The organism is Hymenobacter ruber (assembly GCF_054783255.1).
Genome location: NZ_BAAGQX010000002.1, coordinates 674355 through 699289 on the forward strand (window position 1 = coordinate 674355; position 24935 = coordinate 699289).

Here is a 24935-nt window from a genome sequence, read left to right on the forward strand (position 1 = left end):
CCCCATTAATGAAGCTCGACACTACGCCTCCCCCACTCGCCGAAAAAGACCAGCTGCACCCGCGCAACCCGCACCGCGCGCCCTACGATTTCCCGCTCCTCAGCAAGGTTAGCCCCGAGCTGGCGGCCTTCGTGCGGCCCAACCCACACGGCAGCTTGTCGATTGATTTCGCCAACCCTGCCGCCGTGAAGGCGCTGAACCGCGCCCTGCTGAAGCATTTTTATGGCGTCGAACACTGGGATATTCCGAAGGGCTACCTGTGCCCGCCCATCCCCGGCCGGGCCGACTACGTGCATTACCTGGCCGACTTACTGGCCGAAAGCAACGGCGGCGTGCTGCCCCCCGGCGAGGAAATAACCGTGCTCGACGTAGGCGTGGGCGCCAATTGCATCTACCCCATCATTGGCCGGCGCGCGTATGGATGGCACTTCGTGGGCTCCGACATCGACGGCGTGGCCGTGCGTGCCGCCCAGCAGATTGAGGCCGCCAACCCCGCCCTGGCCGGGGCCATAGAAGCCCGCCTGCAACCGGCCCGTACCCGCATTTTCGACGGCCTCATCCAGTCGGGCGAGGTGTTCGACTTGACCATGTGCAACCCGCCGTTTCACGCTTCGGCCGCCGCCGCCGCCGCCGGCTCGCAGCGCAAAACCGCCGGCCTGGGCACCGGGCGCGGTCCCCGGCCGGTCCTGAACTTTGGCGGCCAGAACAACGAGCTGTGGTGCGAGGGCGGCGAGGCCAGCTTCATCCGGCGCATGGTGCAAGAGAGCGGCCGGCGGCCCCGCACCGCTTACTGGTTCACCTCGCTCGTCTCCAAAAAAGAAACCCTGCCCGGCGTGTACCGCGCCCTGCAAACGGCCGGGGCAACTGAAGTGCGCACCATTGAAATGGCTCAGGGCCAGAAGAAAAGCCGCCTCGTGGCCTGGACCTTCCTCTCGCCCGCGCAGCGGGAAACCTGGCGCAAAACGCGGTGGGCGGCTTCGCATTAAACACCCCTTGCCAACCACCATCCGCCGCCTGACTGTAATAATCAGGTTAACTGGCGTTTCACATAAAATCGTTTACTTGCCAGTGCGCTGACCATTTTATTCCGCCATTTTCCGCTCTGCCAAACTGCACCCGGTTTTCTTTCCACCCGCCTGTCGCTTACTTATGAAAATCCGGAATAAGCATTTGTTATTTCTCTATTGCAAGCTGCGATACCTGCGTAACCACCAAACACTCAAGTCCCTGAAGGTTCTCAACGAAGGACGGTTTTTCATTTATGACCTGGGTGATATTCGCATCGCCAGCGAGTCATTTAGCTGGTACCTGACCCGGGCACACTTGACTAAAGAAGTACAACGGGTGAGCGCGCATTACTATACCCCCCAGCCGGGCGACACCGTAGTGGACGTGGGCGCAGGCCTCGGCGAGGAAACCAGCATTTACACCGACTTGGTGGGCCCAGCGGGCATGGTATATGCCATCGAAGCCAACCCGGCCGTGTACCAGGTGTTGCGTCAGTTGATTGAGGACAGCCACCTACGCAATGTGAAGCTATTCAACCTTGCCATCAACGATAAGCCGGGCCCTGTCATCATTGACGATGCCCCCACCAGCTATTTGTCTTCTTCGCTTAACAGCCAAAGCGCTGGCACGGCCTACGAGGTACCCGGACTGCCGTTTGAGGATTTTTGCGCGGCTGAGGGCATCAAACGAATCGACCTGCTGAAAATCAATATTGAGGGGGCGGAGCGGTTCTTCAGCACCGTGTTTGCCCGGCCCGAACTGGATATCCCCAACGTGGCCATTGCCTGCCACGATTTCCGGTTTGAGGCCGAAGGCAATGAATTTTTCCGGACCAAGCAGCTTGTGATGGACTACTTGCAGGCCAATGGCTACGACACTTGGTCGCAGGAAACCGGCACCCGCTACATCGACGATTGGGTGTATGGCCGGAAGTTGCCGGCCTAAGCATGGCCTCAGCAAAAGCGGAATCTTGAATACCCTTCAGTTATTTCGTATCTTCGTCGTGTTCACTCCCCCGCTTGCCTTTCTCATCAGATTTGCGTCAGGCGGATACAATGATTTAGCAACAAAAAACTATGGGTAGGTCTCAAGAGACATTTGGTAAGAAAGACAACGAGAAAAAGCGCGCGAAGAAGAAAACCGAAAAGGAAGAGCGCAAAGCCGAGCGCCAGGCCAACGCCAAGTCCGGCGCGGCCTTAGAGGAAATGTTTGCTTACGTAGACGAAAACGGCAACATTACCTCTACCCCGCCCGACCCCACCAAAAAGCGGGTCATCAAGGACGAGGACATCCGCATCAGCATTGCCAAGCAGGAAGACCGCGAGCCGGAGGACACCGTCCGCACCGGTTCGGTTACCTTCTTCAACGACTCGAAAGGCTACGGCTTCATCAAGGATTCGGTGACGCAGGAGAGCATTTTCGTGCACGCCAACGGCCTGGCCGGCGGCCCCATCTCGGAAGGCGACAAAGTAAACTTTGAAGTGGAAATGGGCGCCAAAGGCCCCAACGCCGTGCGCGTGAAGAAGGCCAGCGCCACGCCGCCAGCCGCCGAATAGCGTCTCGACTTATACCGAAAAGCCCCGCTTCTGAAGCTCTCGCAGCTTCGGAAACGGGGCTTTTCGGTGAACAGGTAGTTTTAGGCGTTGGCGTCCAGCGCGGCGAGGCTGTCCTCGGCGGCGGCAGTATCGGGGCTGGTGGCTTTGCCGTTGCGCTTCGCCAGCATGCCTAAGCCTACAGCAGCTAGTGCCGCGCCGGCCAATACCTTTTGGGTGGTGGTGAGCTTGCTTTTGCGCAGCTTTTTGAGCGATTTGGTGGCTCCGCCGAGCAGGGTTTGCTTTTTGGCGGGCTTGTTTTTGGCGGCTTTATCCTTGGTCTTTTTCATAGCGCGGGCTGATTGAGGGTGACGCGGGACCGGGCGGGCACTTGCCGCCGGCTATTCCTCGGAAAAATGCTTGGGGGCTTTGCGGTGGCGGTGGGGCGCCGCAACGGCATCGGCACCATCGGGCAAGGCTTTGGGGTCGGAGTTGGCAGCCGTTTCGTCGGTTTCGCGGGTGGCCAGGTAAACCAGGCCGGCGGCGGCCAGCGCCAGGCCCCCCACCAGCTTCTGGCCGGTGCTGAGCTTGGAAATTTCCTTGGTCACCTTCCGAAACTTCTTGATTGACAGGGCCACGGCATCCAGAACATTCTCCGAAGTCTGGTCCTTCTTCGAGTGCTTCTTTTTGTCCTTGCCCATAAGAAGTTGCGGTAAAACGGTTTCTAACAGGAATTGGAAGGGGAAAGCCATGGCGATAAATGGCAAGTGCAGAGCCAGATGAGCCCGGCAGCGCGGTTAGCTTAGGGTATTCGCAAGAGGCTGCCGGAAGGTTGCCGTTTTGTTGGTGCGGCTGCCTGTGACATCACAGCAGCAGCACGTCAATCTTATGCGCGTGCACCAGTTGCAAGGAATCTGACCACGCGAAGACCGTGAAGAACCCATCCACCGACGCCACCAGGGCAATGGTGTCGCGCTGGTCGTGCACGAACTGGGCGGCGGCCAGGTGGCGGGTGCCACCGTTCTGGGCGGGGTGCAGGTTGCGGGGCTCGCTGCCCACCACCGGCTCGGTAAGGACCAGCTGCTCGACGGGCGTGCTGGTTTTGGCCCGCGCCACTTTGGCCCCGAAAGCCAGCAGCGTGTATTCCTGGGTGATGACCGTGGCCCCATCTACGGCCGTGAAGCCGCCCACGATGCCGATGTTGCGCCGCAGCGCGGCCTGCCACTTGCGCCTCGACTGGCCCGGCCGCTGCACGGCCCGGATGCCGGTATAGGCCGGAGCCACGGGGTAATTCAGCGGCTGCACGATGGATTTTTGCCACTGCTCGGAACCGGGCGGCACCACCAGCACCAGCCCGCCCCGGCCGTGGGCGCGCATGGCGGCGGCCAGTTCCAGCAGCACGTTGTCGGTTTCGCCGGTTTCGGGCGACGGCAGGCTGCGGCCGGGCAGGAAGGCCCGCAGGGCCGCGCAGTCGCTAAGGCCGCCGTGCTCTTCATCAACGAGCTGGAGGTGGTCGCCGCGCAGCACGGCCACGTTCACAAACTTGCCGAAGCCGCCGGCGCGGCGGTGCTTCACCACCAGCAGGCCGGGCTCGACCACCTCCAGCACGAAGCACAGCGGCGGCACCCGCGTGGCCGTGCCCCACACATAGAGCCCGTCGGCATCGTGCCACACGCCGAGGTGCAGGCCGGGCTGCTCCACGGCGGGGGCCAGCTTGAGCAGGTTGGCGGGCGTGAGGTGGCGGCGCTGGCCAAACACCAACGGCTGCCGGGCCTGCTCCAGCGGCAGCAGCGCCAGCGAAATGCGGGGCGGGTGGCCCTCCTCCCGCCGCAGGCTGGCCCAGAAGGCCGCATCAATCACGGCTTCGACCCACTGCGCTTCGGGTGGGGAGGCGAGGCGTTTTTCGTCCTCCACGCTGGCAGCCCGGTGCCGCGCGAAGTGGGCTTCAACCATGGGGGCGGCCATGCGGGCCGTGAGGTAGGTGGGTTCGGAGAGCATGGGGCAAAGATGGGGACGGGTGGCGGGGTGAATGAGCAAGTCTTGCCCAGTCATGAAATGGTGTAGAGACGCGACACTTCGCGTCTCCTCGTTGAACGTCCGTACTCGAACAAGTCTGGCCCCAATTGTTTAACGAGGAGACGCGAAGTGTCGCGTCTCTACATCCGGTCGAAGTTTGCCCGCTTGCCCAGCGCTGCCATTCGCACAGCTTCGGTCACGCGGCGGGCGCGGGTTGCGGGCTGCTTCGCGCCCAGCACCCAGGTCAGAATTCCTTTGCGGGCCGAAAGCGAGAAGGCGGCGAAGTGCCGTGCGGCCGCGTCATCAGCGGCTAAAGCTGCGGCCAGGTCTTCGGGCACCAAGCCGGCTTCGGCGGCATCTAGGCTTTCCCAGGCGCCGTTTTGCTTGGCGCGGGCAATGGCAGCCAGGCCGGCGGGCATCAGCTGGCCGGCAGCTTCCAGGCGCTCCAGTCGTTCTTTGTTCACCTTGCTCCAGCCGCTGCGGGGCTTGCGCGGGGTGAAGAGCAGTTGCGTGCGCTCGGCGTCGAGCTTGCGGGGGTGCGAGTCAATCCAGCCGTAGCAGAGGGCTTCTTCCACGGCTTCGGCGTAGCTTACGCTGGGCTGGCCACTGGCTTTTTTGAAGTAGACCAGCCACACGCCGGGGGCGCTGGCGTGGTGCTCGGCCAGCCACTGCCGCCACGCGGCGCGGCTGGTGGGCTGGGCCTGGGCGTAGGCATCGGTGCGGGACATTGGGTGCTACGTTTAATTTAGAAGCTGCGGTGGGATTGCAAGGCCGGGGTAGAGACGCATATTTGCGTCTCGCCGTTGGCCGGTTTTGTTCAACGACGAGACGCAAATATGCGTCTCTACATCTTTCCAACCGCTTTCATGTATGCGTAGCGCCATCGCCACTCTCCTGCTGCTTTTTGCTCTTTCAGCCACTACCGCCCACGGCCAGAGCACGCCGCGCCAAACGGGGACAACCAGTCCGCCACCAGCGGCGGCCTCAAAGCCCCTTACCAAAGAGGAGCTATACCAAACGGTGGCCCGGCTGGATACGGAAATGTTTGCCGCCTTCAATGCCCACGACGTGAATAAGCTCATGTCCTACTTCGCCGATAACCTGGAGTTTTACCACGACAAAGGCGGCCTGGGCAACTTCACCCAGACCAAAGAAGGCTTCACGCGCCTCTTCGCCCAAAGCCCCGACATCACCCGCACGCTGGTGCCGGGCACCCTGGAGGTCTACCCCGTGAAAGAATACGGCGCCATGCACATCGCCACGCAACGCTTTTGCCACCAGGAAAACGGCCGCCAGGACTGCGGCAACTCCAAGTTTGTGATGGTGTGGCAGCAGCAGGCCGGCACCTGGAAAATCACCCGCGTCGTGAGCTACGACCACTGATAGAAGGTTTGTGCTTCGGAAGGAAGGTTTGTACTTCGGCACGAAGGTTTGTGCTTCGGAAACGGTTGGCGAGCGTCCCGAAACGGTTGGTGGGTATCCGGAAGCGTTTGGCGAGGCTTCGGACGCCAAGGTTTGTGGTCCGGAAACGTTTGGCGGGCATCCGGAAACGGTTGGCGAGCGTCTGGAAGGGAAGGTTTGTGGTCCGGAAGCCGCTGGCGGGGCAGCGGAGGCGGTGGGCGGCTGGGTGGCGGGGGCTCACCCCGCTCTCTACTGACGTGCATCAGCCAAGAAGAAACATAAGCGTAGATTTGGAAAGAATACGTTGCAAACCAGGGCTTGGACTCTAATAAATTAACTTTTGAAAATGTATGGAAAAGGAAGATAACAAAACAACGGAATGGGATTGGCTTCCTTTTTTATCTAACTGGCATGAAAAAGAATATGAGCGAAGGTTTACACTCGATAGTGCTGTTTCAATTCCAATAAGTTTACTGACTGGTATTTTTGCGATACTATACATTCTATCAACTCAATACGATTACACTGTTTTTCCTTTTATAGTCAACTGTATTTACATAGCATCTATTGGTGTCACTTTATATTTCGCATGCGTCGGCTCATACTTTATTTATAAATCGTACGCTATAGTCAAAAACAAGTCATATAAGAACCTCTCTCCAGCGCTTGAATTAACGTCTTATTTAAGCGCGTTAAAAAACCACTATGGTAAAAACAATGAGCATCTTGCAAATGCGGAGTTTAAAACATGGTTTGTTGGCGAATTAGCGGACCAACTTAATGTGAATATCGAAAACAACGATGTTAGAACCGAGAATTTACAAGATGCCAAGCCTAAAGTTATGTACTCACTATTATGCATCGCTATACCGTGCATTTTTTTAATTTTCAACAATTTATATAAGAAAGAACCGGTTCATCAGGTTAAATTCGTATCCACTTCATCACAACCATAATATGTCCACATCTCAACCTACTACCGTACCTCAGCCTCCTAAGCCAAGGGAAATAAGAAGCTTACCTGGAAGCCCTTACCCTAAAAAACCAGCTTGAGGCATTATATAAAGAATGCATAAAAAAGAGGCTGAAGCTCATGTAGCTTCAGCCTCTTTCTGTTTCTGCCGCAGGGCGGGGTATTACATATGAATGGCGCGGTTCTCCGTGGCCGCCAAACACGCTTCTTTCATGGCCTCGGCGTAGGTGGGGTGCGAGTGGCTCATGCGGGCCACGTCCTCGGCGGAGGCGCGGAACTCCATGGCGGTCACGGCTTCGGCGATAAGGTCGGCGATGCGCGGGCCAATCATGTGCACGCCCAGGATTTCGTCGGTGGTTTTGTCGGCCAGCACCTTCACGAAGCCGTCGGTGTCGCCGCTGGCGCGGGCACGGCCGCTGGCTTTGAAGGGGAAGCTGCCGATTTTGTAGGCCTTGCCCTGCTCCTTGAGCTGCTCCTCGGTGTAGCCCACGCCGGCCACTTCGGGCCAGGTGTACACCACGCCGGGGATGAGCAGGTAGTTGATGTGCGGCTTCTGGCCCACGATGGTTTCGGCCACGAACACGCCTTCTTCCTCGGCCTTGTGGGCCAGCATGGCGCCCCGAATCACGTCGCCGATGGCGTAGATGCCGGGCACGTTGGTTTGCAGGTGGGCATCGACCTTGATGCTGCCGCGCTCTTCCATTTCCACGCCCGCAGCTTCGAGGTTGAGGCCGGCGGTGTAGGGAACGCGGCCCACGGCCACCAGGCAGTAGTCGCCTTCAAATTTTACCTCCTCCCCTTTTGGGTTGAGGGCGGTCACGGTCACGCTGTCGCCCTCGCGGGTGGCGCCGGTCACTTTGTGGCTCAGGAAAAACTCGATGCCGATTTTGCCCAGCACGCGCTTCAGCTCCTTGCCCAGGCCACGGTCCATGGTCGGGATGAGCGAATCCATGAACTCGACTACCGACACTTTCGCGCCGAGGCGGGCGTAGACGGAGGCCATTTCGAGGCCAATCACGCCGCCGCCAATCACAATCATGTGCTTGGGTACTTCGCGGATGTTCAGGGCCTCGGTGCTGGTGATGATGCGCTCCTTGTCCTGGGCAATGAACGGCAGCACCGTGGGCTTGGAGCCGGTGGCGATGATGACGTTTTTGGTTTCAATCTGCTGGGCTTCGCCGCCCGCGGTGGGTGCGATGCTGATGTGGTTTTTATCAACGAACGAACCCACGCCGGTGATGACGTCGATTTTGTTCTTCTTCATCAGGTAGGAAATGCCATCCACGTTGGCCTTCACCACGCCGGCCTTGCGGTCAATCATGCGGTTCATGTCCACGGTCAGGTTGTCGAGGCCGATGCCGTGCTCGGCAAATACCGAATGGGCGTTGTGGTAGTGCTCGGAGGAGTCGAGCAGGGCCTTGCTGGGGATGCAGCCCACGTTGAGGCAGGTGCCGCCCAGGGTGGGGTATTTCTCGATGATGGCCGTTTTGAGGCCAAGCTGGGCGCAGCGGATGGCCGCTACATAGCCGCCCGGGCCGGAGCCGATGACGGTGACGTCGTATTGATTCATGAGGAAGTATTCGATGATTGTACGCTCGGGCGAAGGTACGGCACAGCGGATGCGGGTGAAGTGGTTTTTTGTAGCATGGACGCTGTGAGTCTGCGCATCGCCAGTGCCGTCTCGCCCAGATGGACTCGCAGAATCCACGCTACTAATCAACCAGCACGCCGATGTAATAGTTGAACGTGTCCACCTCCAGCGTTTCTTTGGTCGCGCCGGCCAGTTCCTTCATCTCCGTAAACCGGGTGGTGGGCTTAATAAACTGGTACTCGCCGCCTTTCAGCCGCACGCGCACCGGCATGTCGAACTTGTCCACATCGGCCACCCAGCGGGCTAGGGTTTTGCCATCTTCAAAGCGGATTTCCAGTGTGGGAATGTTGCGGTGCTGCTGGTACTGGGCGAATATCTTGGTAAAGTCGCGGCCGCTTTCCTGATTGAAATAGTCGATAACCTGCTGGCCGGTCACGGTCTGGTGGTAGTACTTGGCGGAGAGCCCGCGCAGGAGTTGGCGCCACTTGGCGTCGTCATTTAGCACGGTGCGGATGGTGTTCAGCATCATGCTGCCCTTGTCGTACATGTCGCCGGAGCCTTCTTTATTCACGCCGTAGGCTCCGATGATGGGCCCGTCGTTCGAGATGTTGCGGCGCTGACCGTGGATGTATTCTTGGCCGGCCGGCTTGCCAAACTGGGTTTCCACAAACAGGGCTTCGGAGTAGGTGGTGAAGCTCTCGTGCACCCACATATCGGCAATGTCCTGGCTGGTGATGTTGTTGCCGAACCACTCGTGGCCGCTTTCGTGGATGATGATGAAGTCCCACTTCAGGCCCCAGCCGGTATTGCTGCGGTCTTTGCCGAGGTAGCCGTTCTGGTATTTGTTGCCATAGGCCACGGCGCTCTGGTGCTCCATGCCGAGGTGCGGGGCATCCACCAGCTTGTAACCGTCCTGGTACCACGGGTACGGGCCAAACCACGATTCCATACTCTTGAGCATGGGCTTCACGTTGGCGGCGAACTGGGTTTTGGCTTTGGCGAGGTTTTCGGGCAACACCCAGTAGTCAAGTGTAAGCGGGCCTTTCTCGCCCTGGTAGGAGTCGGAGAAGTGTTGGTAGTCGCCCACATTTAGGGCCACATCGTAGTTGTTGATGGGGTTGCGCACGGCCCAGTCGAAGCGGGTATAGCCGTCCTTGAGCTTGGTGGTGCGGCGCAGGCGGCCGTTGGACACATCTTTCAAACCCTGCGGCACGCTGATGCTGATAAGCATACTATCCACTTCATCAGCCTGCTGGTCCTTGGTGGGCCACCAGATGCTGGCTCCCACGCCCTGGCAGGCCGAAGCCACCCAGGGCTTGCCGGCGGCATCCGTAGTAAAGACTAGGCCGCCGTCCCAGGGCGCTTTTTTAGCCACCGTAGGGTTGCCGGAATACTGCACCGTAAACTCATCCTTGTTGCCCTGCGAAATGGTTTTTGGGAAGGTGACGAACACCGCGTTGGCCTCGCGGGTGAACGGCACGTCCTTGCCTTTATACAGCACCTTGTCCACTTGCAGGTTGGCAAAAAGGTCGAATTGCAGCCGCGTGAAATCGCGCATGGCCGTGAAGCGGAAGAGGTTCGAGCCACTGATGAAGCGCTTGGCCGGGTCCAGCTTCACATCGAGGTGGTAGTAGTTGATATCGTAGCAGGTGCGCAGCGGCGTGGTGAGGCTGCCACGCAGCGAGTCGGCACGGGTGAAGGCCTGGGGCTTGGGCTGGAGCAACTGGGCGGCTGCAGGATTCAGGAGCGCCAGCGAAGCCAGCAGCGGGAGGAAAAATTTCGCTTTGTTCATCATGCAAAGCAACGACAGCAAGGCACAAGGCCGGCACTTCCCCGGGGCGAACTTTAGCTGCACCAGCCTGCGCGCTAAAGTCAGGCGTAATTTTGCGGCAGTCTGTACTGATTTTATGCCCGACGCCTCTTCTACCGCTGCACCATCAAGGGCCGCATTATTCACGGCCTTTGCCCTCGTTTACCTCATCTGGGGTTCCACCTATCTGGTAATGAAGTTTGCCGTGGCCAGCATGCCGCCGCTGCTCATGGCCGGCACGCGCTACGCGCTGGCAGGCGGCTTGCTCTACGGCTTCATGCGCTGGCGGGGCGAGCCCGCCCCCACCCTGCGCGGCTGGGGCTATGCGGTGTTTATCGGGGTGTGCTTGCTGGGGTTTGGCAACGGCGGCACCACGCTGGGGGTGATGTATCTGCCCAGCGGCATCACGGCGCTGCTGGTGGCCACGGTGCCCATGTTTCTGGCGGTGCTTGGGTGGCTGAGCGGCATTTCGGCCCGGCCCACCAAGTGGGTGGCGCTGGGGCTGGGCGCAGGCATGGCGGGCATGTACCTGCTGGCGGCGCACCCCACGGCCACGCCCGTGAAGGTGCCGGGCCACCAGGGCCTGGGCATGGTCATCGTGCTGGTGGCCTCGCTGGTGTGGTCCATCGGCTCGCTCTATGCCAAAAACCATCAGCCTGCGCCGTCGCCCTTCGCCTCGGGCGGCATGCAGATGCTGTGCGGCGGCGTGGCCATGCTGGTAGTGGGCTTCGTGCGGGGTGAGGCCGACGGGTTTACGCTGGCGCAGGTAACCACCAAGTCGTGGGTGGCCTATGCTTACCTGGTTACATTTGGCTCTATTGTGGCCTTCACGGCCTACATATGGCTGCTGCGGGCCGTGGAGCCGGCTCTGGCGGGCACGTATGCTTTCGTGAATCCGGTGGTGGCCGTGCTGCTGGGCTGGGCCTTCGCCGGCGAAAGCCTGAACCCCGAAATGCTGGGCGGCGCGGCGCTCATCGTGCTGGCCGTGGCGCTGGTGCTGCTGGGCGGGCGACGAAAAGCATAATTTATAGTGGTTAACGGTTAGTGATTAGTGGTTAATTACCAACTAACCGTTAACCACTAACCGTTAACCACTAACCGTTAACCACTAACCGTTAACCACTAACCGTTAACCACTAACCGTTAACCACTAACCGTTAACCACTAACCGTTAACCACTAACCGTTAACCACTAACCGTTAACCGCTAACCACTATAAATTATGGCTACTCTTCCCGACCTGCACACCGAAGCCGACATCATCCAACTGGTTGATGCCTTCTACGCCCGCGTCGATGCTGACGACCTGCTGCGGCCCATTTTCCACGACGTGGCGCAGGTGGATTGGGTCGCCCACCTGCCCAAGATGTACGATTTCTGGAGCAGTGTGCTGCTGGGCACCAGCCGCTACAAGGGGCGGCCCATGGCCCGGCATTTCCCGCTGCCCATTCAATCGGCCCACTTCCAGCGCTGGCTGACGCTGTTCACCGCCACCGTCGATTCCCTTTTCAGCGGCTCTAAAGCCGACGAAGCCAAGACCAAAGCCCAGAATATCGGGGCCATGTTCGAGCACCGCATGACGCCGAACCCGCTGTCGCTGCTCGGCGGCTAAGTCTTTACAGCGGCCGCCACTCGCCGTGCGCGGGCCGCACGCCGTGCAGCAGGACCGCGCCGCTGCCTACCACCAGCGCATCCTCGCCCACGCCCACCAGCGCGATGGGCGTCCCCGTCTGCTGGCTGATGCCCGTGCGCAGCGCAAAGCTTACAAACGTAGCGGCCACCGCCGCCAGCCCACCCAACACGCCGCCGCTCAGGGCGCTGCCGTGGCGCGACTTGTACCACGCCGCCCCCACCAGCGCGCCCGAAAGCAGCCGGCCCAGCAAGCCTGCCGGGGCCGTGCGGTTGGGCGTGGTGGGCAGCTTGTCCACCACCATCTCGCCGGCGGCCAGGGCTTTCAGAATTTGTGCCATAACGGGCTTTTGCAAAAACCGCAACGACGACCCAGCCAGGCCGGCGTGCGGCTGCCGCGATAGATAGTGGCTCAGAAAGGCCGGCGCGCTCATGCTGCGCATCCCGGCCAGGGCAGCGAAGCCCATCACGGGCCAGAATTTAGCTGAACGGTGCTTGGGAGTGGGGGCTTGGGGCTTTTTTTTCATCGGGCAAGAGAATAACGGAAGCGCACGAATTCAGCTTAACGGAATAGCCCAGCCGAAGGCTACCACCGCCCACAAAAAAGGTCCGTCCAATACCGGACGAGCCTTTTTGAGAAAATTAGCAGGTGGGGTTTAGTTTCAAAGGCCACAAAACAAAAATGCCAATTCCCGTATTGGGAATTGGCATTTAAAAAGCCCTAAATACGTAATTACACTCCCAACAAGAGACGAGTCGGGTCTTCGAGCAATTCTTTCACCCGCACCAGGAACGACACTGACTCGCGGCCGTCGATGATGCGATGGTCGTAGCTCAGGGCGAGGTACATCATCGGGCGAATTACTACCTGGCCGTTTTCGGCCACGGGGCGCTGGATGATGTTGTGCATGCCCAGAATAGCCGACTGCGGGGCGTTGATAATCGGCGTGCTAAGCATGGAGCCAAATACCCCGCCGTTGGTGATGGTGAACGTGCCACCGCTCATCTGCTCGATGGTGAGCTTGTTGTCACGGGCCAGGCCCGCCAGGCGCACCACTTCTTTCTCAATGCCGTCGAAGCTCAGCTGCTCGGCGTTGCGAATAACGGGCACCACCAGGCCTTTGGGGGCCGATACGGCGATGCTGATGTCGGCAAAGTCGGAGTACACGATTTCGCCGTTGTCAATCTGGGCATTCACGGCGGGCCATTCCTTCAGGGCCACGCACACGGCTTTGGTGAAAAAGGACATGAAGCCCAGGCCCACGCCATTTTTCTCCTTGAACTTGTCTTTGAACTTGTTGCGCAGGTCCATGATGGGCTGCATGTTCACCTCGTTGAAAGTGGTGAGCATAGCAGTCTCATTCTTCACCGTCACCAGGCGGCGGGCCACCGTTTTGCGCAGGTTGCTCATGCGCTCGCGGCGCACTTCGCGGCTGCCACCCGTAGCGGGCGCAGCGGCCGGAGCCGCCGCAGTTGTAGGAGCCGATGCGGCCGGAGCAGCTACCGGAGCCGCGGGCTTGGCCTGCGCATTCTGGGCATCCTCCTTCGTAATGCGGCCATCGCGGCCGGTGCCGGCAACGCTGTTAGCGGAAATGCCTTTCTCATCGAGAATCTTGCCGGCGGCCGGCGAGGGCACGCCGGTAGCGTAAGTGGCCGCGCCACCAGCAGCGGGAGCCGAAGCCAGCGCCGCCACGGGAGCAGCAGCAGAAGCTGCCGGAGCAGCCGCCGGGGCCGGAGCCGCCGAAGCACCGCTACCGCCTTCGATGCGCGCAATCACGGCGCCGATGCTGATGGTTTCGCCTTCTTTCACGGCATGGCGCAGGGTGCCGGCCGCTTCGGCGGGCAGCTCAAACGTGGCTTTGTCCGATTCCAGCTCGGCAATCACCTCGTCGCGGTTTACCTGAGCACCGTCTTCTTTCAGCCATTTGGCCACCGTCACTTCCGTGATGGATTCGCCCACGGTGGGGATTTTCATTTCTACCGAACCTCCGCCAGCAGCGGGAGCGGCAGCCGGAGCTGCCGGGGCCGCGCCACCGGCCGGGGTGCCACCGTAGCCGGCCTGGTCACTGGCAGCGGGGTTTTCCTCGCCTTTGTTGATGGGGTCGGCAGCGGGGACGCTGGCCGGAGCGGGCGCAGCGGCCGGGGCCGAAGCAGCACCAGTAGCGGCACCGTCCAAATCAGCAATCACGGTGCCGATGCCGATGGTTTCGCCTTCGGCTACGCGGATTTTCAGAACGCCGTCGGCTTCGGCGGGCAGCTCAAACGTGGCCTTGTCCGATTCCAGCTCGGCAATGACCTCGTCGCGCTTCACGGCCTCGCCGTCTTTCTTGAGCCACTTGGCAATGGTGACTTCGGTGATGGATTCGCCAACGGCGGGAATTTTGATTTCGAGGGCCATAAACTAGGGTGGCGTGGGAAAGTGTAGTTTCTTCTGATGTTTGATTTACTGCAAGCAACGTGCGCGGACGGCAAGCCGAAACTTCACCGTCTGAAGGGGCTATTCTTCCTTCTTGGCTACTTCTACCGTGGCTTTGATGTTGGCATCGGCCACGGCCTCCTTGGGCTTGTCGAAGGCGCGGGCCACGAGGTCCTTTTGCTCCTTGACGTGGATTTTATTGTAGCCGGTGGCCGGCGAGGCCGAAGGCTTGCGCGAAATCACGTCTTCCAGCTCGCGGCGCATGTAGCGCAGCATGAAGTTCCAGTAGCCCATGTTTTCGGGCTCTTCCTGCACCCAGTACAGCTTGGCTTTGGGGTACTTGGCCAGCTCAGCGTCGAGCTGCTTTTTGGGGAAGGGATGCAGCTGTTCCATTCGCACGATGGCCACATCCTTGCGGTCGGAATTGCGCTGCTCTTCCAACAGGTCATAATACACTTTGCCCGAGCACAGCAGCACGCGCTTCACCTTTTTGGCTTCGGCGAAATCATCGCCCAGCACCTCACGGAAGTGGCCGCTGGTGAACTCCTCCACCGGCGACACGCACAGCGGGTGGCGCAGCATCGACTTCGGCGACATCACCACCAGCGGCTTGCGGAAGCTCCAGGTGAGCTGGCGGCGCAGGGCGTGGAAGAAGTTGGCCGGCGTGGTGATGTTGGCTACCACGATGTTGTTCTCGGCCGCAAGCTGCAGGAACCGCTCGGGGCGGGCGTTGGAGTGCTCCGGGCCCTGGCCTTCGTAGCCGTGGGGCAGTTGCATCACAAGGCCGTTCATGCGCTGCCACTTGCTCTCGGAGCTCACCACAAACTGGTCAATCATGGTCTGGGCGCCGTTGGCGAAATCGCCGAACTGGGCTTCCCAAATCACCAGCGCCGTGGGGTTGGCCATGCCGTAGCCGAATTCAAAGCCCAGCACCGCGTACTCGCTCAGCAGCGAGTTGTAGATGCTCAGCTTCTCGTTTTCGCCTTCCATGAAGTTGAGCGAGTTGTACGGGGCCGACGTTTCGGCATCATGCAGCACCGCGTGGCGGTGCGAGAACGTGCCGCGCTGCACGTCCTGGCCGCTCACGCGCACAATGTGCTTCTCGCTCAGCAGCGAGCCATAGGCCAGCAGTTCGCCGGCGGCCCAGTTCAACGAACGGGTTTCGTAGAACATCTTGCGGCGCTCCTTCAGCAGGTTATCAATCTGCTTAATGGGCTTAAAACCGTCCGGAATCGTGGTCAGGGCCTTGGCCACTTTCTCCACCACTTCGGCCGAGATGCCGGTTTCGGGCGACTGCTCAAAATCCTCCGGGGTGCTGCGGCGCAGGCTGCGCCACTCGTTTTCGAGGGCCTGATACTTATAAGGAAGCGGTTTCTGCTTCACCATATCCAGGCGCGCTTGCAGCATGTCGCGGAACTCGCGGTCCATCTGATTGGCCAGCTCGGCGTCCACGTCGCCGCGCTGCACCAGCATGGCATTGTACACCTCGCGCGGGTTCTGGTGCTTCGAAATGAGGTTGTAGAGCGTGGGCTGCGTGAACTTGGGCTCGTCCGATTCGTTGTGGCCGTGGCGGCGGTAGCACACCATGTCAATGAAGATATCGGCGTGGAACTGCTGGCGGTACTCTGTAGCCAGCTGCACGGCGAATACCACCGCTTCGGGGTTGTCGCCGTTCACGTGCACCACCGGCGCATCAATGATTTTGGCCAAATCCGTCGAGTAAATCGACGAGCGGGCATCCTCAAAGTCGGTGGTAAAACCAACCTGGTTGTTAATCACAAAGTGGATGGTGCCGCCCGTCTTATAGCCTTCGAGCTGCGACATCTGCGTCACTTCGTAGCCAATGCCCTGGCCGGCCAGCGCCGCGTCGCCGTGAATGAGGATGGGCAGAATCTGGTGGTAGTCGCCGCCGTACTGGTGCTCAATTTTGGCCCGCACGAAGCCTTCCACCACAGGGTTCACCGCCTCCAGGTGCGAGGGGTTGGGGGCGAGTTTCAGGTTGACTTTCTGGCCGCCGCTGGCTTCTACTTCCGACGAGTAGCCCATGTGGTACTTCACGTCGCCGTCGCCCATGGTCAGGTCGGGCACGGCCGTGCCTTCAAACTCCGAGAAAATCTGCTCGTACGTCTTGCCCATGATGTTGGCCAGCACGTTGAGCCGGCCGCGGTGGGCCATGCCAATCATCACCTCTTTCACGCCCAACTCCGCACCCTTGCCAATGATGGCATCCAGCGCGGGAATGGTCGTTTCGCCGCCTTCGAGCGAGAAGCGCTTCTGGCCCAAAAACTTGGTATGCAAGAAGTTCTCGAAAACCACGGCCTCGTTCAGCTTCTTTAGAATGCGCTTCTTGTACTCCACACCGGGGTTGAAAGCCAACGAGTCGCGCTCTACTTTCTCACGGAACCAGTCCAGTACCTGCGGGTCGCGGATGTACATGTATTCGAAGCCGATGGCTCCGGTGTAAATCTTCTCCAGCGCGGCCACGATGTCGCGCAGCTTGGCCTGGCCGCCGAGGCCCAGCACTTCGCCGTTGCGGAACACGGTATCCAAATCGGCTTCGCCCAGGCCAAAATCGCCAAGGTCGAGGCGGGGCTTGCGGTCTTTGCGCTCGCGCACGGGGTTGGTTTTGGCGCGCAAGTGGCCGCGGCTACGGTAGGCGTGGATGAGGTTGCGCACGGCCGTTTCCTTGTCGGCGGCCACTTCGCCGCTGGCCAGCGTGCCGGGCGCGTTGTTGGTCGAGGCAGAGGTGTTGAGTACACCATAGTCATCGGGCTGGGGCGCGGCGGGGGCAGCAGCTTTAGCCGCTCCGTTGGTAGCGGCGGGCGCGCCGTTGGTGGCCGCACCGGGCACTACGGGCGCGCCTTCGGGGAACTGCTGCGAGAAGTCAAACCCTTCAAAAAACTTGCGCCAGCCAAAATCCACCGATTCCGGGTTCTGCTGGTACGCCTGATACAGGGTTTCGATGGCCGCCGCGTCGGCGTTGGCGATATAGGAATAAGAGTCCATTGGGAATTCAGCTTAGGTAAGGCTGCGTAAAAGTAAGGTGCTTATAACACAGGCAAAAACCTGCATTCGGTTATGCAAATCTTTCTGATAACCAGCAGCAATACACCGCCACTTTTTGCCCCGTACGTTGACTTGGATGGTCAATTTATCGAAAAAACGGCAGGATGCCCGGCTTTATTTCTACGTAAGCTGGACAGTGATGGCCCGGCTTCTCACAATTTCCAACCACAAAATCCGAGTGCGGAAAGTAGCAGAGGGGCCATGCTTTATATAAAGTTTTTTCTATATAACGTCCTCACGCGCCGTCAGGCTATTTCTGAATTGGACATTTAGATTTATCAGAACTTATCTGCTAATCAAATCGTTAATACCCTCCTGCCCGTTTCACAAGCCCGGGCAGGGCCTATACCGCCGGGCATTTTGGCGGGTGGACGAATACTATTTGGATGAACAATGTTAAATTATTAGCCGACCTACTTATTGCTGCTGCGGCCCTGACTACGCCGCTTTTTCACAGTGCACCCGCCGTCGAAGCAAAGGGACTCAAGGAGTTTCTAATACCGCACCGAACCATGCTGCGGCACGTGGCAAGTGCAAAAAAACTGGCCACCCGCGCCCTCACCTACACGGTGACGGCCACCGCCTACCAGGCCGTAGCCAGCCAAACGGACAGCGAGCCGTTTATCACCGCCGATAATTCTCGCATTAAACCGCATTACGGGAGCAAAAAGCGCTGGATGGCTCTGTCGCGCGATTTGCTGAAGCCCTGGGGCGGCCCTTTCAACTTTGGCGATAAGGTGCGCGTGCGCGGCATCTCGCCCAAACTAGACGGCGTGTACACCATTCATGATACCATGAACCGCCGTCACCATCACTGCATGGACGTACTGACCCACCCCAGCGAGAAATACGATATTTTTCAGAAGGGCGTGAAGATTCAGCCCATTGCAATGCTGTAAAAACGATTATTGCTATTCTATGAAGGCACAAAAAGCCGCTCCTCAGTCAGGAGCGGCTTTTTTGTTTTTTAAATATTGTGAGGCAACCGCTATTTCGGCAAAGCCATTTTGAAGATGCGGAAGGGCTGGCGGGGTTGGCCCACGCCCTTGTTCCAGGTAGCCGTTTTGTGGATGGCGGAATTGGCCACGTACAGGTTGCCATCGGCGGCAAAGCTGTAGGTATCGGGCCATTGTAGGCGCGAATCTTTGGCCACGGTTTCGATTTTGCCGGCGTGCGTGCGGCGCAGCAGGGCGCTTTGCTCGAAGGACGTGAGGTAGACGTTGTTGGCGGCGTCGATTTCGAGTCCGTCGGAGGCGGGGATTTCGCCCACAGTTTCAACAGCCTGGGCCAGTTGGGCTTCGCTCATCTTGGCATCGCGCAGAGCGGCGGTTTTGATGCGGTAGAGGGTGTGGCCGGTGAGCGGGCAATAGTAGAGGTAGGCGTTGTCAGTACTCAGGGCAATGCCGTCGGCATTGAATTGGGCAGGCTTGCCCTGCGCGTCAATCATGGGATGGCCTTCGGCTTTCACTACCAAGCCTTTCACAGCTTTGGTGGATGGGTGGTTAGCCAGTAAGCGGCGCGATTTCAGCGTTTTCAAATCAGTAACGACGAGTGCGCCGGTACCCGATTCGGTGAGGTAGGCGTAGTTGTTTTGGAGGTCGATGCGGACGTCGTTGAGGTAGGACTTGCGCGGGGCTACGTCGGCCGGGAAGGGAATGGTGAGCAGGACCTGGCCGGATTTGGGGTCGGTTTTCACCAGCTTGGGGCCGCCGGGCACGGTGAATTTCAGGCCGGGCGCGGCGGGGTCGAGTATCCAGACCATGCCGGATTTGTCAGCAAATACAGTTTGGGGGCAAATCCAGTGCTTGAGCGGCTCCGATTTTACGGAGTCGTTCCACATGCACCAGCTGGCGTTGGGGTACGGCGTGAGGGTGTTGTTGGGGCCGACTTTGGCGATGGGATACACGGGGTTGTAGTCCCAGCGCGGAAAGCAGGCGAACATTTCGCCGCCGGGAGCCACGGCTACGCCCACCATCTGCGGGTCGGTGAATTCGGCCACCACTTGCAAGGGCGAATCGGTAGCGGCCGTATCGGTGCGGGCACTGGTCGAATCGGTGCCGGTACCGGTGGTGGCCGTTTCGGTTTTGCTGGTGGGCGACGAGCAGCCGGCCAGCAACAGGCCGGCAGCAGCATTGAGGAAGAGAAGTCGGGAAAGCGACATAACTAAGTGGTGTTTAGGCGGACAGATAAGCTCAAAAAGAAACCCCAGCCGAGGTGGGCTGGGGTTTCTCATACGGCCGGTTGGCACGCACGTTGAAGCAAATGGGAGTAAGCCCAGCCTTAAAAACAGCTGGCTTATTGGTGCGCAGCCGAATCCACAACGGTAGTTGGCGGCGCGGTTGCAGCCGAATCGGAACGGGTGGGCGTGGCCCGGGGCTGAATGACCGGCGCGGGATGCGCAGGGGCGACGCGCACGGTTTCGGGAGTGGCGACGGTGGCGGGCAGTGGCTCGGCCTGCGGACCCGTCTCGACGGGCGCAGCCAATGCCAACGAATCGGCGGCGGTCTGACTGGTGCTGGAAATGTGTTCTGATGGAGGCCGGTTGAGGTTCAGGTACAGTACCACGGCCAGAAACGCCAGCACGCCGCCGATGGCAAAAACCAGGGCCAGCGGGTTGCGGGCCGGCTCTTCGGCCATGGGCGGAAACTCGTTGCGGGTTCGCCAGGCGGGTTCAGGCTCGGGCATTGGCTCAGGGCCGGCCGTGAAGTACACAGGTTCGGGCTCAGGGGCGGGCAATTCTTCGGCAAGCGGCAAAACCGGTTCAGTGGCCACAGGCGGGCGGTCGAACCCAGCTGGTGTGGGCGGCACTACTGGCTCGGGGAGGGCAGATTCTGGCGCGACTGGAGTGGAAGGAGCCGTGGGCGCAACGGGCGCGGTGAACACGAGCCGCTGCTTCAGGGCTTCGAACTCGGTGGGCGTGATGGCCCCGGCATCCAGCATTTCCTTGAGCTGGCGGAGGGTGTCGAGGGGCGAATTGGGGTTGTCCATGACCAGAATACGGCCGAAGGCGGGGCTAGTTTTTGCGGTCGAGGGCCGAGAGGCGGTCGCGGCGGCGCTGCAGGCGCAGGCGGCTTTCGTCGAGCAGCTTGTTGTTTTTGAGTTGCGAGGCCGAATCGGTGCGCGATTGCAGCAGGTTTTCGGCATTCTTTTTCTTCAGCTCCTCAATGCGGGCGAGGTTGGCGGCGGTGTTGGTTTTCAGGGCGGTTTGCTCCTTTTCGAGGCGGTCTTTTTCCTTTTCGGTGGCTTTGAGTTTCTTCTCGGCTTCGGCAATCATGTCGCGATAGGCCTTGAGGCGGGCGGCACCAGCGAAGTTCTGGGCCACGGCGCGCAGGGCGTCGTACTCGGCCTTGGTGCTGCTGGGGTCGAAGAAGGTATTGTCATCGAAGCCCCCAAAAATGGCCACTTCGGCCACCGAATCCGACGGCGCGATGATGGTGGCGTAGAGGTCGACGAGCTTGCCCGAAATGGTGCTGGCGGGCGTTTGGCGGGCCACCAGCACGTCGCTTTTGCCCATGCCCAGCACGCCGCCGGTCTTGAACTTCACGTTGTAGCTGCTCTTCATCCAGTCCTGGAAAAACTCGCGCACGTCAGTGGCTTTGCCGTCGACCTGCACTTTAAGGGCGGCGCGGGGCTTTTTGTTATAGTTCACGTCGCCGGGGCGCACGTCGTAGAGCTGGGCCGCGGCCGGGGCGGCCGAAAGCAGACCGGCCAGCATCAGCAGCAGGAAGTAAATTTTAGACATATCGCGGGGGAGTAAAATCGGCGGTTAGCGCAGCTCGTGGCGGTCGAAGGCGGCCTGCAAATCGTCGCGCATGGCCTGGAAACGGGCAATGGCGGCGGCCAGAAATTCATCATCGAGCAATTCCCGAACCTCGGCGTCGGAGCCGGTGAGCAGGTCGAGCTCGGCCACTTTGTAAGTCTGCTCCAGGTTGCCCTGCTCCAGTTTCAGCAGGAACTTGCCATTCCAGGCCAGGAGCGTGATTTTGACGGCGGGATGGGGGATGTCGGCGACGTGGCGCATATAGAAAAGGAAATGGCCGGAACCGGGCACGAAGGTAGTAAGCTCGGCCTAACTCCTCTCCTGCCTCGTGCGTAAAAAACCCGGTGGCCCGGCACCGCGGGCCGTGTTCTTTCCATTTTTATTTCACTACTGCCATGCCTCAGGGAGATAAATCGAAGTACACCGACAAGCAGAAGCGCCAAGCCGAGCACATCGAAGAAGGCTACGAGAAGAAAGGCGTTTCGGAGAAAGAAGCCGAGGCCCGCGCCTGGGCTACAGTGAACAAAAACGACGGCGGCGGGAAACAGCCCGGCGGCTCAGGCCGAAAAAAGGCCGATATTTGACTTCTTGGTTCGTTTCGGCGATACCAAGTGGCTGTCATCCCACAAAAGAAAAACCTCCTGCAAACGATTGTGGGAGGTTTTTCTTTGAATTCGCGGTTGGCTATAGCGGTTTTTGGGCCACCATTTTCACCAGCCGCAACTGCTGTTTGGTGAAGTCGGCGGTGCCGATTGGCTCCTCGTAGCGCACTATTTTGAGGCCGGCGGCGGTGTATAATTTTGGCAATTCGTTGGTCTTGAAAAATACGCGGTAGTCGCCGCCCACCACCTGCAACTTCTCGGTGGCGTCCATGTGGAAGGCTTCGAGCACGACCAAGCCGCCGGGTTTCAGGGCGCGCATAATGCGGTCGGCGTAGTCGCGGCCGCCGGCGTAGCTTAGCACGATGAGGTCCCATTTGTTGGTGCCCCAGTCGTATTTGGCCATGTCGGCTACTTCGGTGGTGATTTTGACGCCCAGCTTGGCGGCTCTTTTTTGAGCATAATCGAGGGCTTTTTCGGCCACGTCGGCACCCGTTACCTGCCAGCCCTGCTGGGCCAGGTAAATGGCGTTGCGGCCCTCGCCCATGTCGGCATCGAGCGCGGTGCCGGGCTTGAGCCCCTTCACAGTTTCGACCAGCAGCGCGTTGGGCTGCTCGTTGAGCACCCGGGCCCGCATCAGCGAATCGGTGAGCAGGTAGTTCCAGCGGACGCGGGTGCGCTCGGCCATTTCGCGGTTGTAGGCGGCCCGCTGGGCGGCAGTGGGGTTGGCGGGCAGCACCGGGTCGGGGCCGAGGCCGGGGATGGGCGGCAGGCTGCGTTTGACCGGGGCGGCGGGGCTGGCGGGTTGCTGGGCCTTCGCGGAAGCTGCAATCAGCAGCAGGGCCACGGCTAGTAACAGGCTGGCGGGCAGGAGCCGACGGAGGAAAATCGATTTCATAGCGCGTTCAGGACAAGTGGATTAATATAAACGTAGTTATTAAATAGCGGATAACATATATTCATCTGGCGGGCCGGCTCGTGCGCCATGTGCCGGTAGTCCGTAATTTTCGGGCATGAACAAGCTCTTTCTTGGCGCCCTGGCTTTGCTCCCACTCGCAGCGGCCGCCCAAACCCCTCCCCCATCGTCCGTGCTCACCCCCGAAAAGCTGTGGCAGTTGGGCCGGCTGGGCGAAATGCAGGTATCGCCCGATGGCAAGACGGTGGCCTACACCGTGACCAAATACAACCTGGCCGAGAACAAGGGCAACGCCGACATCTGGACCGTGCCCGTGGCCGGCGGCACGCCTAAGAAGCTCACCGATACGCCTGGCTCGGAAAATACCCTGAACTGGCGGCCCGATGGTAAGCTGACCTTTATTTCGGGCGAAAGCGGCACCGACCAACTCTATGTGATGAGCGCCGACGGCAGCGGCAAAACTAAGCTCAGCGACTTCCCCGACCAGGGCTTGAGCAATTTGAAATACGCGCCGAAGGCCAATTTCATCCTCTATACGCAGGACGTGAAATCGAGCCCGACCACGCTGGATATGTTTCCGGACCTACCCAAGGCCGACGCTAAAATCATCGACGACCTGAACTACCGCCACTGGAACGTGTGGGACGACCACCTCGCCAGCCACGTTTTCTTTCAGCCGATTAATGCCGACGGCAAGCCCGAAGGCTACGGCAAGGATGTGATGGCCGGCGAAAAATTCGACTCGCCACTGCTGCCCGATGGCGGCTCCGAGCAGCTGGCTTTCTCGCCCGACGGCTACAAAATCGCCTACACCAGCCGCAAGCTGACCGGCCGCGCCGAGGCTGAAAGCACCAACTCCGACATCTACCTCTACTACATTCACGACCAGAAAACCGTGAACCTGAGCGAGGGGCTGGGCGGCTATGACACCGAGCCCGCCTTCGCGCCCGATGGCAAGCAAGTGGCCTGGCTGAGCATGGCCACGCCGGGTTTTGAGAGCGACCGCAACGGCATTGTGGTGTATGATTTTGCCAGCAAAAAGCGCGTCGATATCACCAAAGGCTCGGAGCTAAGCGCGGCCAACGTGCGCTGGAGCGCCGACGGCAAAACCATCTACTTCATGGCCGTAATAGAAGGCACCGAACAGCTGTTCTCGCTGCCCAGTAAGGGCGGCAAAATCCGCCAGCTCACCACCGGCGCGCACAATTACAACTCGTTTGAGCTAGTGGGCAAGGACCAGGCCGTGGCCAACCGCACCACCCTTTCGGCCTTTGCCGACATTGTGCGGCTCGATTTGAAAACGGGCAAGGAAACGCCGCTCACCACCATCAATCAGCAGGAGTTGGCCGGCATCAAAATGGGCAAGGTGGAGGACCGGCGCGTGACTACCACCGACAACAAGCAGATGCAGGTGTACGTGATTTACCCGCCCGATTTCGACCCGGCCAAGAAGTACCCCACGCTGCTCTACTGCCAGGGCGGGCCGCAGTCGCCCATCACGCAGAGCCAGAGCTACCGCTGGAATTTCCAGCTGATGGCGGCCAACGGCTACATCATCGTGGCGCCCAACCGGCGCGGACTGCCCGGCTTCGGCCGCGAGTGGAACGATGCGATTTCGGGCGACTGGGGCGGCCAGCCGATTAAGGATTACCTCTCGGCGATTGACGCGGTGAGCAAGGAACCCTACGTGGACAAGGACCGGCGCGGCTGCGTGGGCGCCAGCTACGGCGGCTACTCGGTGTACTACTTGGCCGGCCACCACGAGGGCCGCTTCAAGACCTTCATCGCCCACGACGGTCTCTTCAACCTCACCAGCTGGTACCCCAGCACGGAGGAAATGTTCTTCGCCAAGCACGACATGGGCGGCGCGCCCTGGGACGTGCCTCAGGCCAAATCCTACCAGGAATTCAACCCCCAGCAGTTCGTTGGAAAATGGGACACGCCCATTCTGGTCATCACCGGTGGCAAGGATTTCCGGGTGCCCGAGGGGCAGGCGATGGAGGCCTTCGGCACGGCGCAGCTGCGCGGCATTCCGAGCCGATTCCTGTACCTGCCCAACGAGGGACACTGGGTGATGAAGCCGCAGAACTCGGTGCTCTGGCAGCGGGTGTTTTTTGAGTGGCTGGGCCGCACGCTCAAGCCCGACGGCACGGCTGCGAAGTAACTGATATACCAACCAAACCAATATTCGGCCGGGCCGGTGGGCTTTGCGGCCTGC

The 24935-nt window shown here is 60.0% G+C and carries 25 protein-coding genes; 11 read left to right on the forward strand and 14 right to left on the reverse strand.

Going from position 1 to position 24935, the window contains the following annotated elements; translation table 11 throughout:
- Positions 1 to 8: 8 nt before the first annotated feature.
- From rlmF to ACYVM5_RS03530, 3 genes are all read left to right on the forward strand, one after another.
- Positions 9 to 986, forward strand: coding sequence for a 23S rRNA (adenine(1618)-N(6))-methyltransferase (gene rlmF / locus ACYVM5_RS03520; RefSeq protein ID WP_460616796.1), 978 nt, complete (start codon positions 9 to 11; stop codon positions 984 to 986).
- A 163-nt stretch (positions 987 to 1149) separates the two neighbouring features.
- The gene (locus tag ACYVM5_RS03525; protein WP_460616797.1) at positions 1150 to 1953 is read left to right on the forward strand and encodes a class I SAM-dependent methyltransferase; all 804 of its coding nucleotides are present in this window, start codon (positions 1150 to 1152) and stop codon (positions 1951 to 1953) included.
- A gap of 131 nt (positions 1954 to 2084) precedes the next feature.
- The gene (locus ACYVM5_RS03530) at positions 2085 to 2564 is read left to right on the forward strand and encodes a cold-shock protein (protein ID WP_460616798.1); all 480 of its coding nucleotides are present in this window, start codon (positions 2085 to 2087) and stop codon (positions 2562 to 2564) included.
- An 80-nt stretch (positions 2565 to 2644) separates the two neighbouring features.
- Here ACYVM5_RS03530 and ACYVM5_RS03535 read toward each other — a convergent pair whose 3' ends face one another.
- The 4 genes from ACYVM5_RS03535 to ACYVM5_RS03550 form a co-directional block, all read right to left on the reverse strand.
- Entirely contained in the window at positions 2645 to 2890 is a 246-nt protein-coding gene (locus ACYVM5_RS03535) for a hypothetical protein (protein ID WP_460616799.1), read from the reverse strand.
- Between the two features lie 51 nt (positions 2891 to 2941).
- Entirely contained in the window at positions 2942 to 3292 is a 351-nt protein-coding gene (locus tag ACYVM5_RS03540; protein WP_460616800.1) for a hypothetical protein, read from the reverse strand.
- Between the two features lie 112 nt (positions 3293 to 3404).
- The gene (locus ACYVM5_RS03545) at positions 3405 to 4538 is read right to left on the reverse strand and encodes a putative sensor domain DACNV-containing protein (RefSeq protein ID WP_460616801.1); all 1134 of its coding nucleotides are present in this window, start codon (positions 4536 to 4538) and stop codon (positions 3405 to 3407) included.
- Positions 4539 to 4696: 158 nt separating this feature from the next.
- Positions 4697 to 5284 (reverse strand): YdeI/OmpD-associated family protein, encoded by a 588-nt coding sequence (locus ACYVM5_RS03550; RefSeq protein ID WP_460616802.1) that lies wholly within the window; start codon positions 5282 to 5284, stop codon positions 4697 to 4699.
- Positions 5285 to 5426: 142 nt separating this feature from the next.
- Between ACYVM5_RS03550 and ACYVM5_RS03555 the strand changes: the two genes are divergently transcribed.
- Together ACYVM5_RS03555 and ACYVM5_RS03560 are read left to right on the forward strand one after the other, a co-directional pair.
- A complete protein-coding gene (locus ACYVM5_RS03555) occupies positions 5427 to 5939 on the forward strand; it encodes a nuclear transport factor 2 family protein (RefSeq protein WP_460616803.1) in 513 nt (170 codons plus the stop codon).
- A 368-nt stretch (positions 5940 to 6307) separates the two neighbouring features.
- The gene (locus ACYVM5_RS03560; protein ID WP_460616804.1) at positions 6308 to 6913 is read left to right on the forward strand and encodes a hypothetical protein; all 606 of its coding nucleotides are present in this window, start codon (positions 6308 to 6310) and stop codon (positions 6911 to 6913) included.
- Between the two features lie 180 nt (positions 6914 to 7093).
- Here the strand turns inward: ACYVM5_RS03560 and lpdA are convergent, their stop codons facing one another.
- Together lpdA and ACYVM5_RS03570 are read right to left on the reverse strand one after the other, a co-directional pair.
- Positions 7094 to 8500: a dihydrolipoyl dehydrogenase family protein gene (gene lpdA / locus ACYVM5_RS03565; RefSeq protein ID WP_460616805.1), complete on the reverse strand. Its 1407-nt coding sequence runs from the start codon at positions 8498 to 8500 to the stop codon at positions 7094 to 7096.
- A 142-nt stretch (positions 8501 to 8642) separates the two neighbouring features.
- Entirely contained in the window at positions 8643 to 10313 is a 1671-nt protein-coding gene (locus ACYVM5_RS03570; RefSeq protein WP_460616806.1) for a M1 family metallopeptidase, read from the reverse strand.
- A 115-nt stretch (positions 10314 to 10428) separates the two neighbouring features.
- On the opposite strand from ACYVM5_RS03570, the gene ACYVM5_RS03575 reads away from it, so the two are divergent.
- Together ACYVM5_RS03575 and ACYVM5_RS03580 are read left to right on the forward strand one after the other, a co-directional pair.
- The gene (locus ACYVM5_RS03575) at positions 10429 to 11355 is read left to right on the forward strand and encodes a DMT family transporter (protein WP_460616807.1); all 927 of its coding nucleotides are present in this window, start codon (positions 10429 to 10431) and stop codon (positions 11353 to 11355) included.
- A 198-nt stretch (positions 11356 to 11553) separates the two neighbouring features.
- Positions 11554 to 11943, forward strand: a complete 390-nt coding sequence (locus ACYVM5_RS03580; RefSeq protein ID WP_460616808.1) for a group III truncated hemoglobin — start codon at positions 11554 to 11556, stop codon at positions 11941 to 11943.
- A 4-nt stretch (positions 11944 to 11947) separates the two neighbouring features.
- Here ACYVM5_RS03580 and ACYVM5_RS03585 read toward each other — a convergent pair whose 3' ends face one another.
- From ACYVM5_RS03585 to ACYVM5_RS03595, 3 genes are all read right to left on the reverse strand, one after another.
- The gene (locus tag ACYVM5_RS03585) at positions 11948 to 12487 is read right to left on the reverse strand and encodes a DUF4126 family protein (protein ID WP_460616809.1); all 540 of its coding nucleotides are present in this window, start codon (positions 12485 to 12487) and stop codon (positions 11948 to 11950) included.
- 206 nt (positions 12488 to 12693) lie between these two features.
- Positions 12694 to 14358 (reverse strand): 2-oxoglutarate dehydrogenase complex dihydrolipoyllysine-residue succinyltransferase, encoded by a 1665-nt coding sequence (odhB, locus tag ACYVM5_RS03590; RefSeq protein ID WP_460616810.1) that lies wholly within the window; start codon positions 14356 to 14358, stop codon positions 12694 to 12696.
- Positions 14359 to 14457: 99 nt separating this feature from the next.
- Entirely contained in the window at positions 14458 to 17382 is a 2925-nt protein-coding gene (locus tag ACYVM5_RS03595) for a 2-oxoglutarate dehydrogenase family protein (RefSeq protein ID WP_460616811.1), read from the reverse strand.
- Between the two features lie 72 nt (positions 17383 to 17454).
- Here ACYVM5_RS03595 and ACYVM5_RS03600 point away from each other — a divergent pair, with 72 nt between their 5' ends.
- Together ACYVM5_RS03600 and ACYVM5_RS03605 are read left to right on the forward strand one after the other, a co-directional pair.
- The gene (locus ACYVM5_RS03600) at positions 17455 to 17715 is read left to right on the forward strand and encodes a hypothetical protein (RefSeq protein ID WP_460616812.1); all 261 of its coding nucleotides are present in this window, start codon (positions 17455 to 17457) and stop codon (positions 17713 to 17715) included.
- Between the two features lie 251 nt (positions 17716 to 17966).
- Positions 17967 to 18341 carry a hypothetical protein gene (locus ACYVM5_RS03605; RefSeq protein ID WP_460616813.1) on the forward strand — a complete coding sequence of 125 codons (375 nt, stop codon included), beginning with the start codon at positions 17967 to 17969 and terminating at the stop codon, positions 18339 to 18341.
- An 89-nt stretch (positions 18342 to 18430) separates the two neighbouring features.
- Here ACYVM5_RS03605 and ACYVM5_RS03610 read toward each other — a convergent pair whose 3' ends face one another.
- The 4 genes from ACYVM5_RS03610 to ACYVM5_RS03625 all read right to left on the reverse strand — a co-directional run bounded on the left by ACYVM5_RS03610 (position 18431) and on the right by ACYVM5_RS03625 (position 21463).
- The gene (locus tag ACYVM5_RS03610) at positions 18431 to 19603 is read right to left on the reverse strand and encodes an NHL repeat-containing protein (protein ID WP_460616814.1); all 1173 of its coding nucleotides are present in this window, start codon (positions 19601 to 19603) and stop codon (positions 18431 to 18433) included.
- Between the two features lie 134 nt (positions 19604 to 19737).
- A complete protein-coding gene (locus tag ACYVM5_RS03615) occupies positions 19738 to 20430 on the reverse strand; it encodes an SHOCT domain-containing protein (RefSeq protein WP_460616815.1) in 693 nt (230 codons plus the stop codon).
- A 25-nt stretch (positions 20431 to 20455) separates the two neighbouring features.
- Positions 20456 to 21184, reverse strand: a complete 729-nt coding sequence (locus ACYVM5_RS03620) for a hypothetical protein (RefSeq protein ID WP_460616816.1) — start codon at positions 21182 to 21184, stop codon at positions 20456 to 20458.
- Between the two features lie 24 nt (positions 21185 to 21208).
- Positions 21209 to 21463, reverse strand: a complete 255-nt coding sequence (locus ACYVM5_RS03625; protein ID WP_198075081.1) for a hypothetical protein — start codon at positions 21461 to 21463, stop codon at positions 21209 to 21211.
- Positions 21464 to 21597: 134 nt separating this feature from the next.
- On the opposite strand from ACYVM5_RS03625, the gene ACYVM5_RS03630 reads away from it, so the two are divergent.
- Complete coding sequence (locus ACYVM5_RS03630; protein WP_198067526.1) at positions 21598 to 21786, forward strand: hypothetical protein; 189 nt, start codon at positions 21598 to 21600, stop codon at positions 21784 to 21786.
- Positions 21787 to 21886: 100 nt separating this feature from the next.
- Here ACYVM5_RS03630 and ACYVM5_RS03635 read toward each other — a convergent pair whose 3' ends face one another.
- Positions 21887 to 22699, reverse strand: coding sequence for a class I SAM-dependent methyltransferase (locus tag ACYVM5_RS03635; RefSeq protein WP_460616817.1), 813 nt, complete (start codon positions 22697 to 22699; stop codon positions 21887 to 21889).
- A 115-nt stretch (positions 22700 to 22814) separates the two neighbouring features.
- Between ACYVM5_RS03635 and ACYVM5_RS03640 the strand changes: the two genes are divergently transcribed.
- Complete coding sequence (locus tag ACYVM5_RS03640) at positions 22815 to 24881, forward strand: alpha/beta hydrolase family protein (RefSeq protein WP_460616818.1); 2067 nt, start codon at positions 22815 to 22817, stop codon at positions 24879 to 24881.
- Positions 24882 to 24935 lie beyond the last annotated feature (54 nt).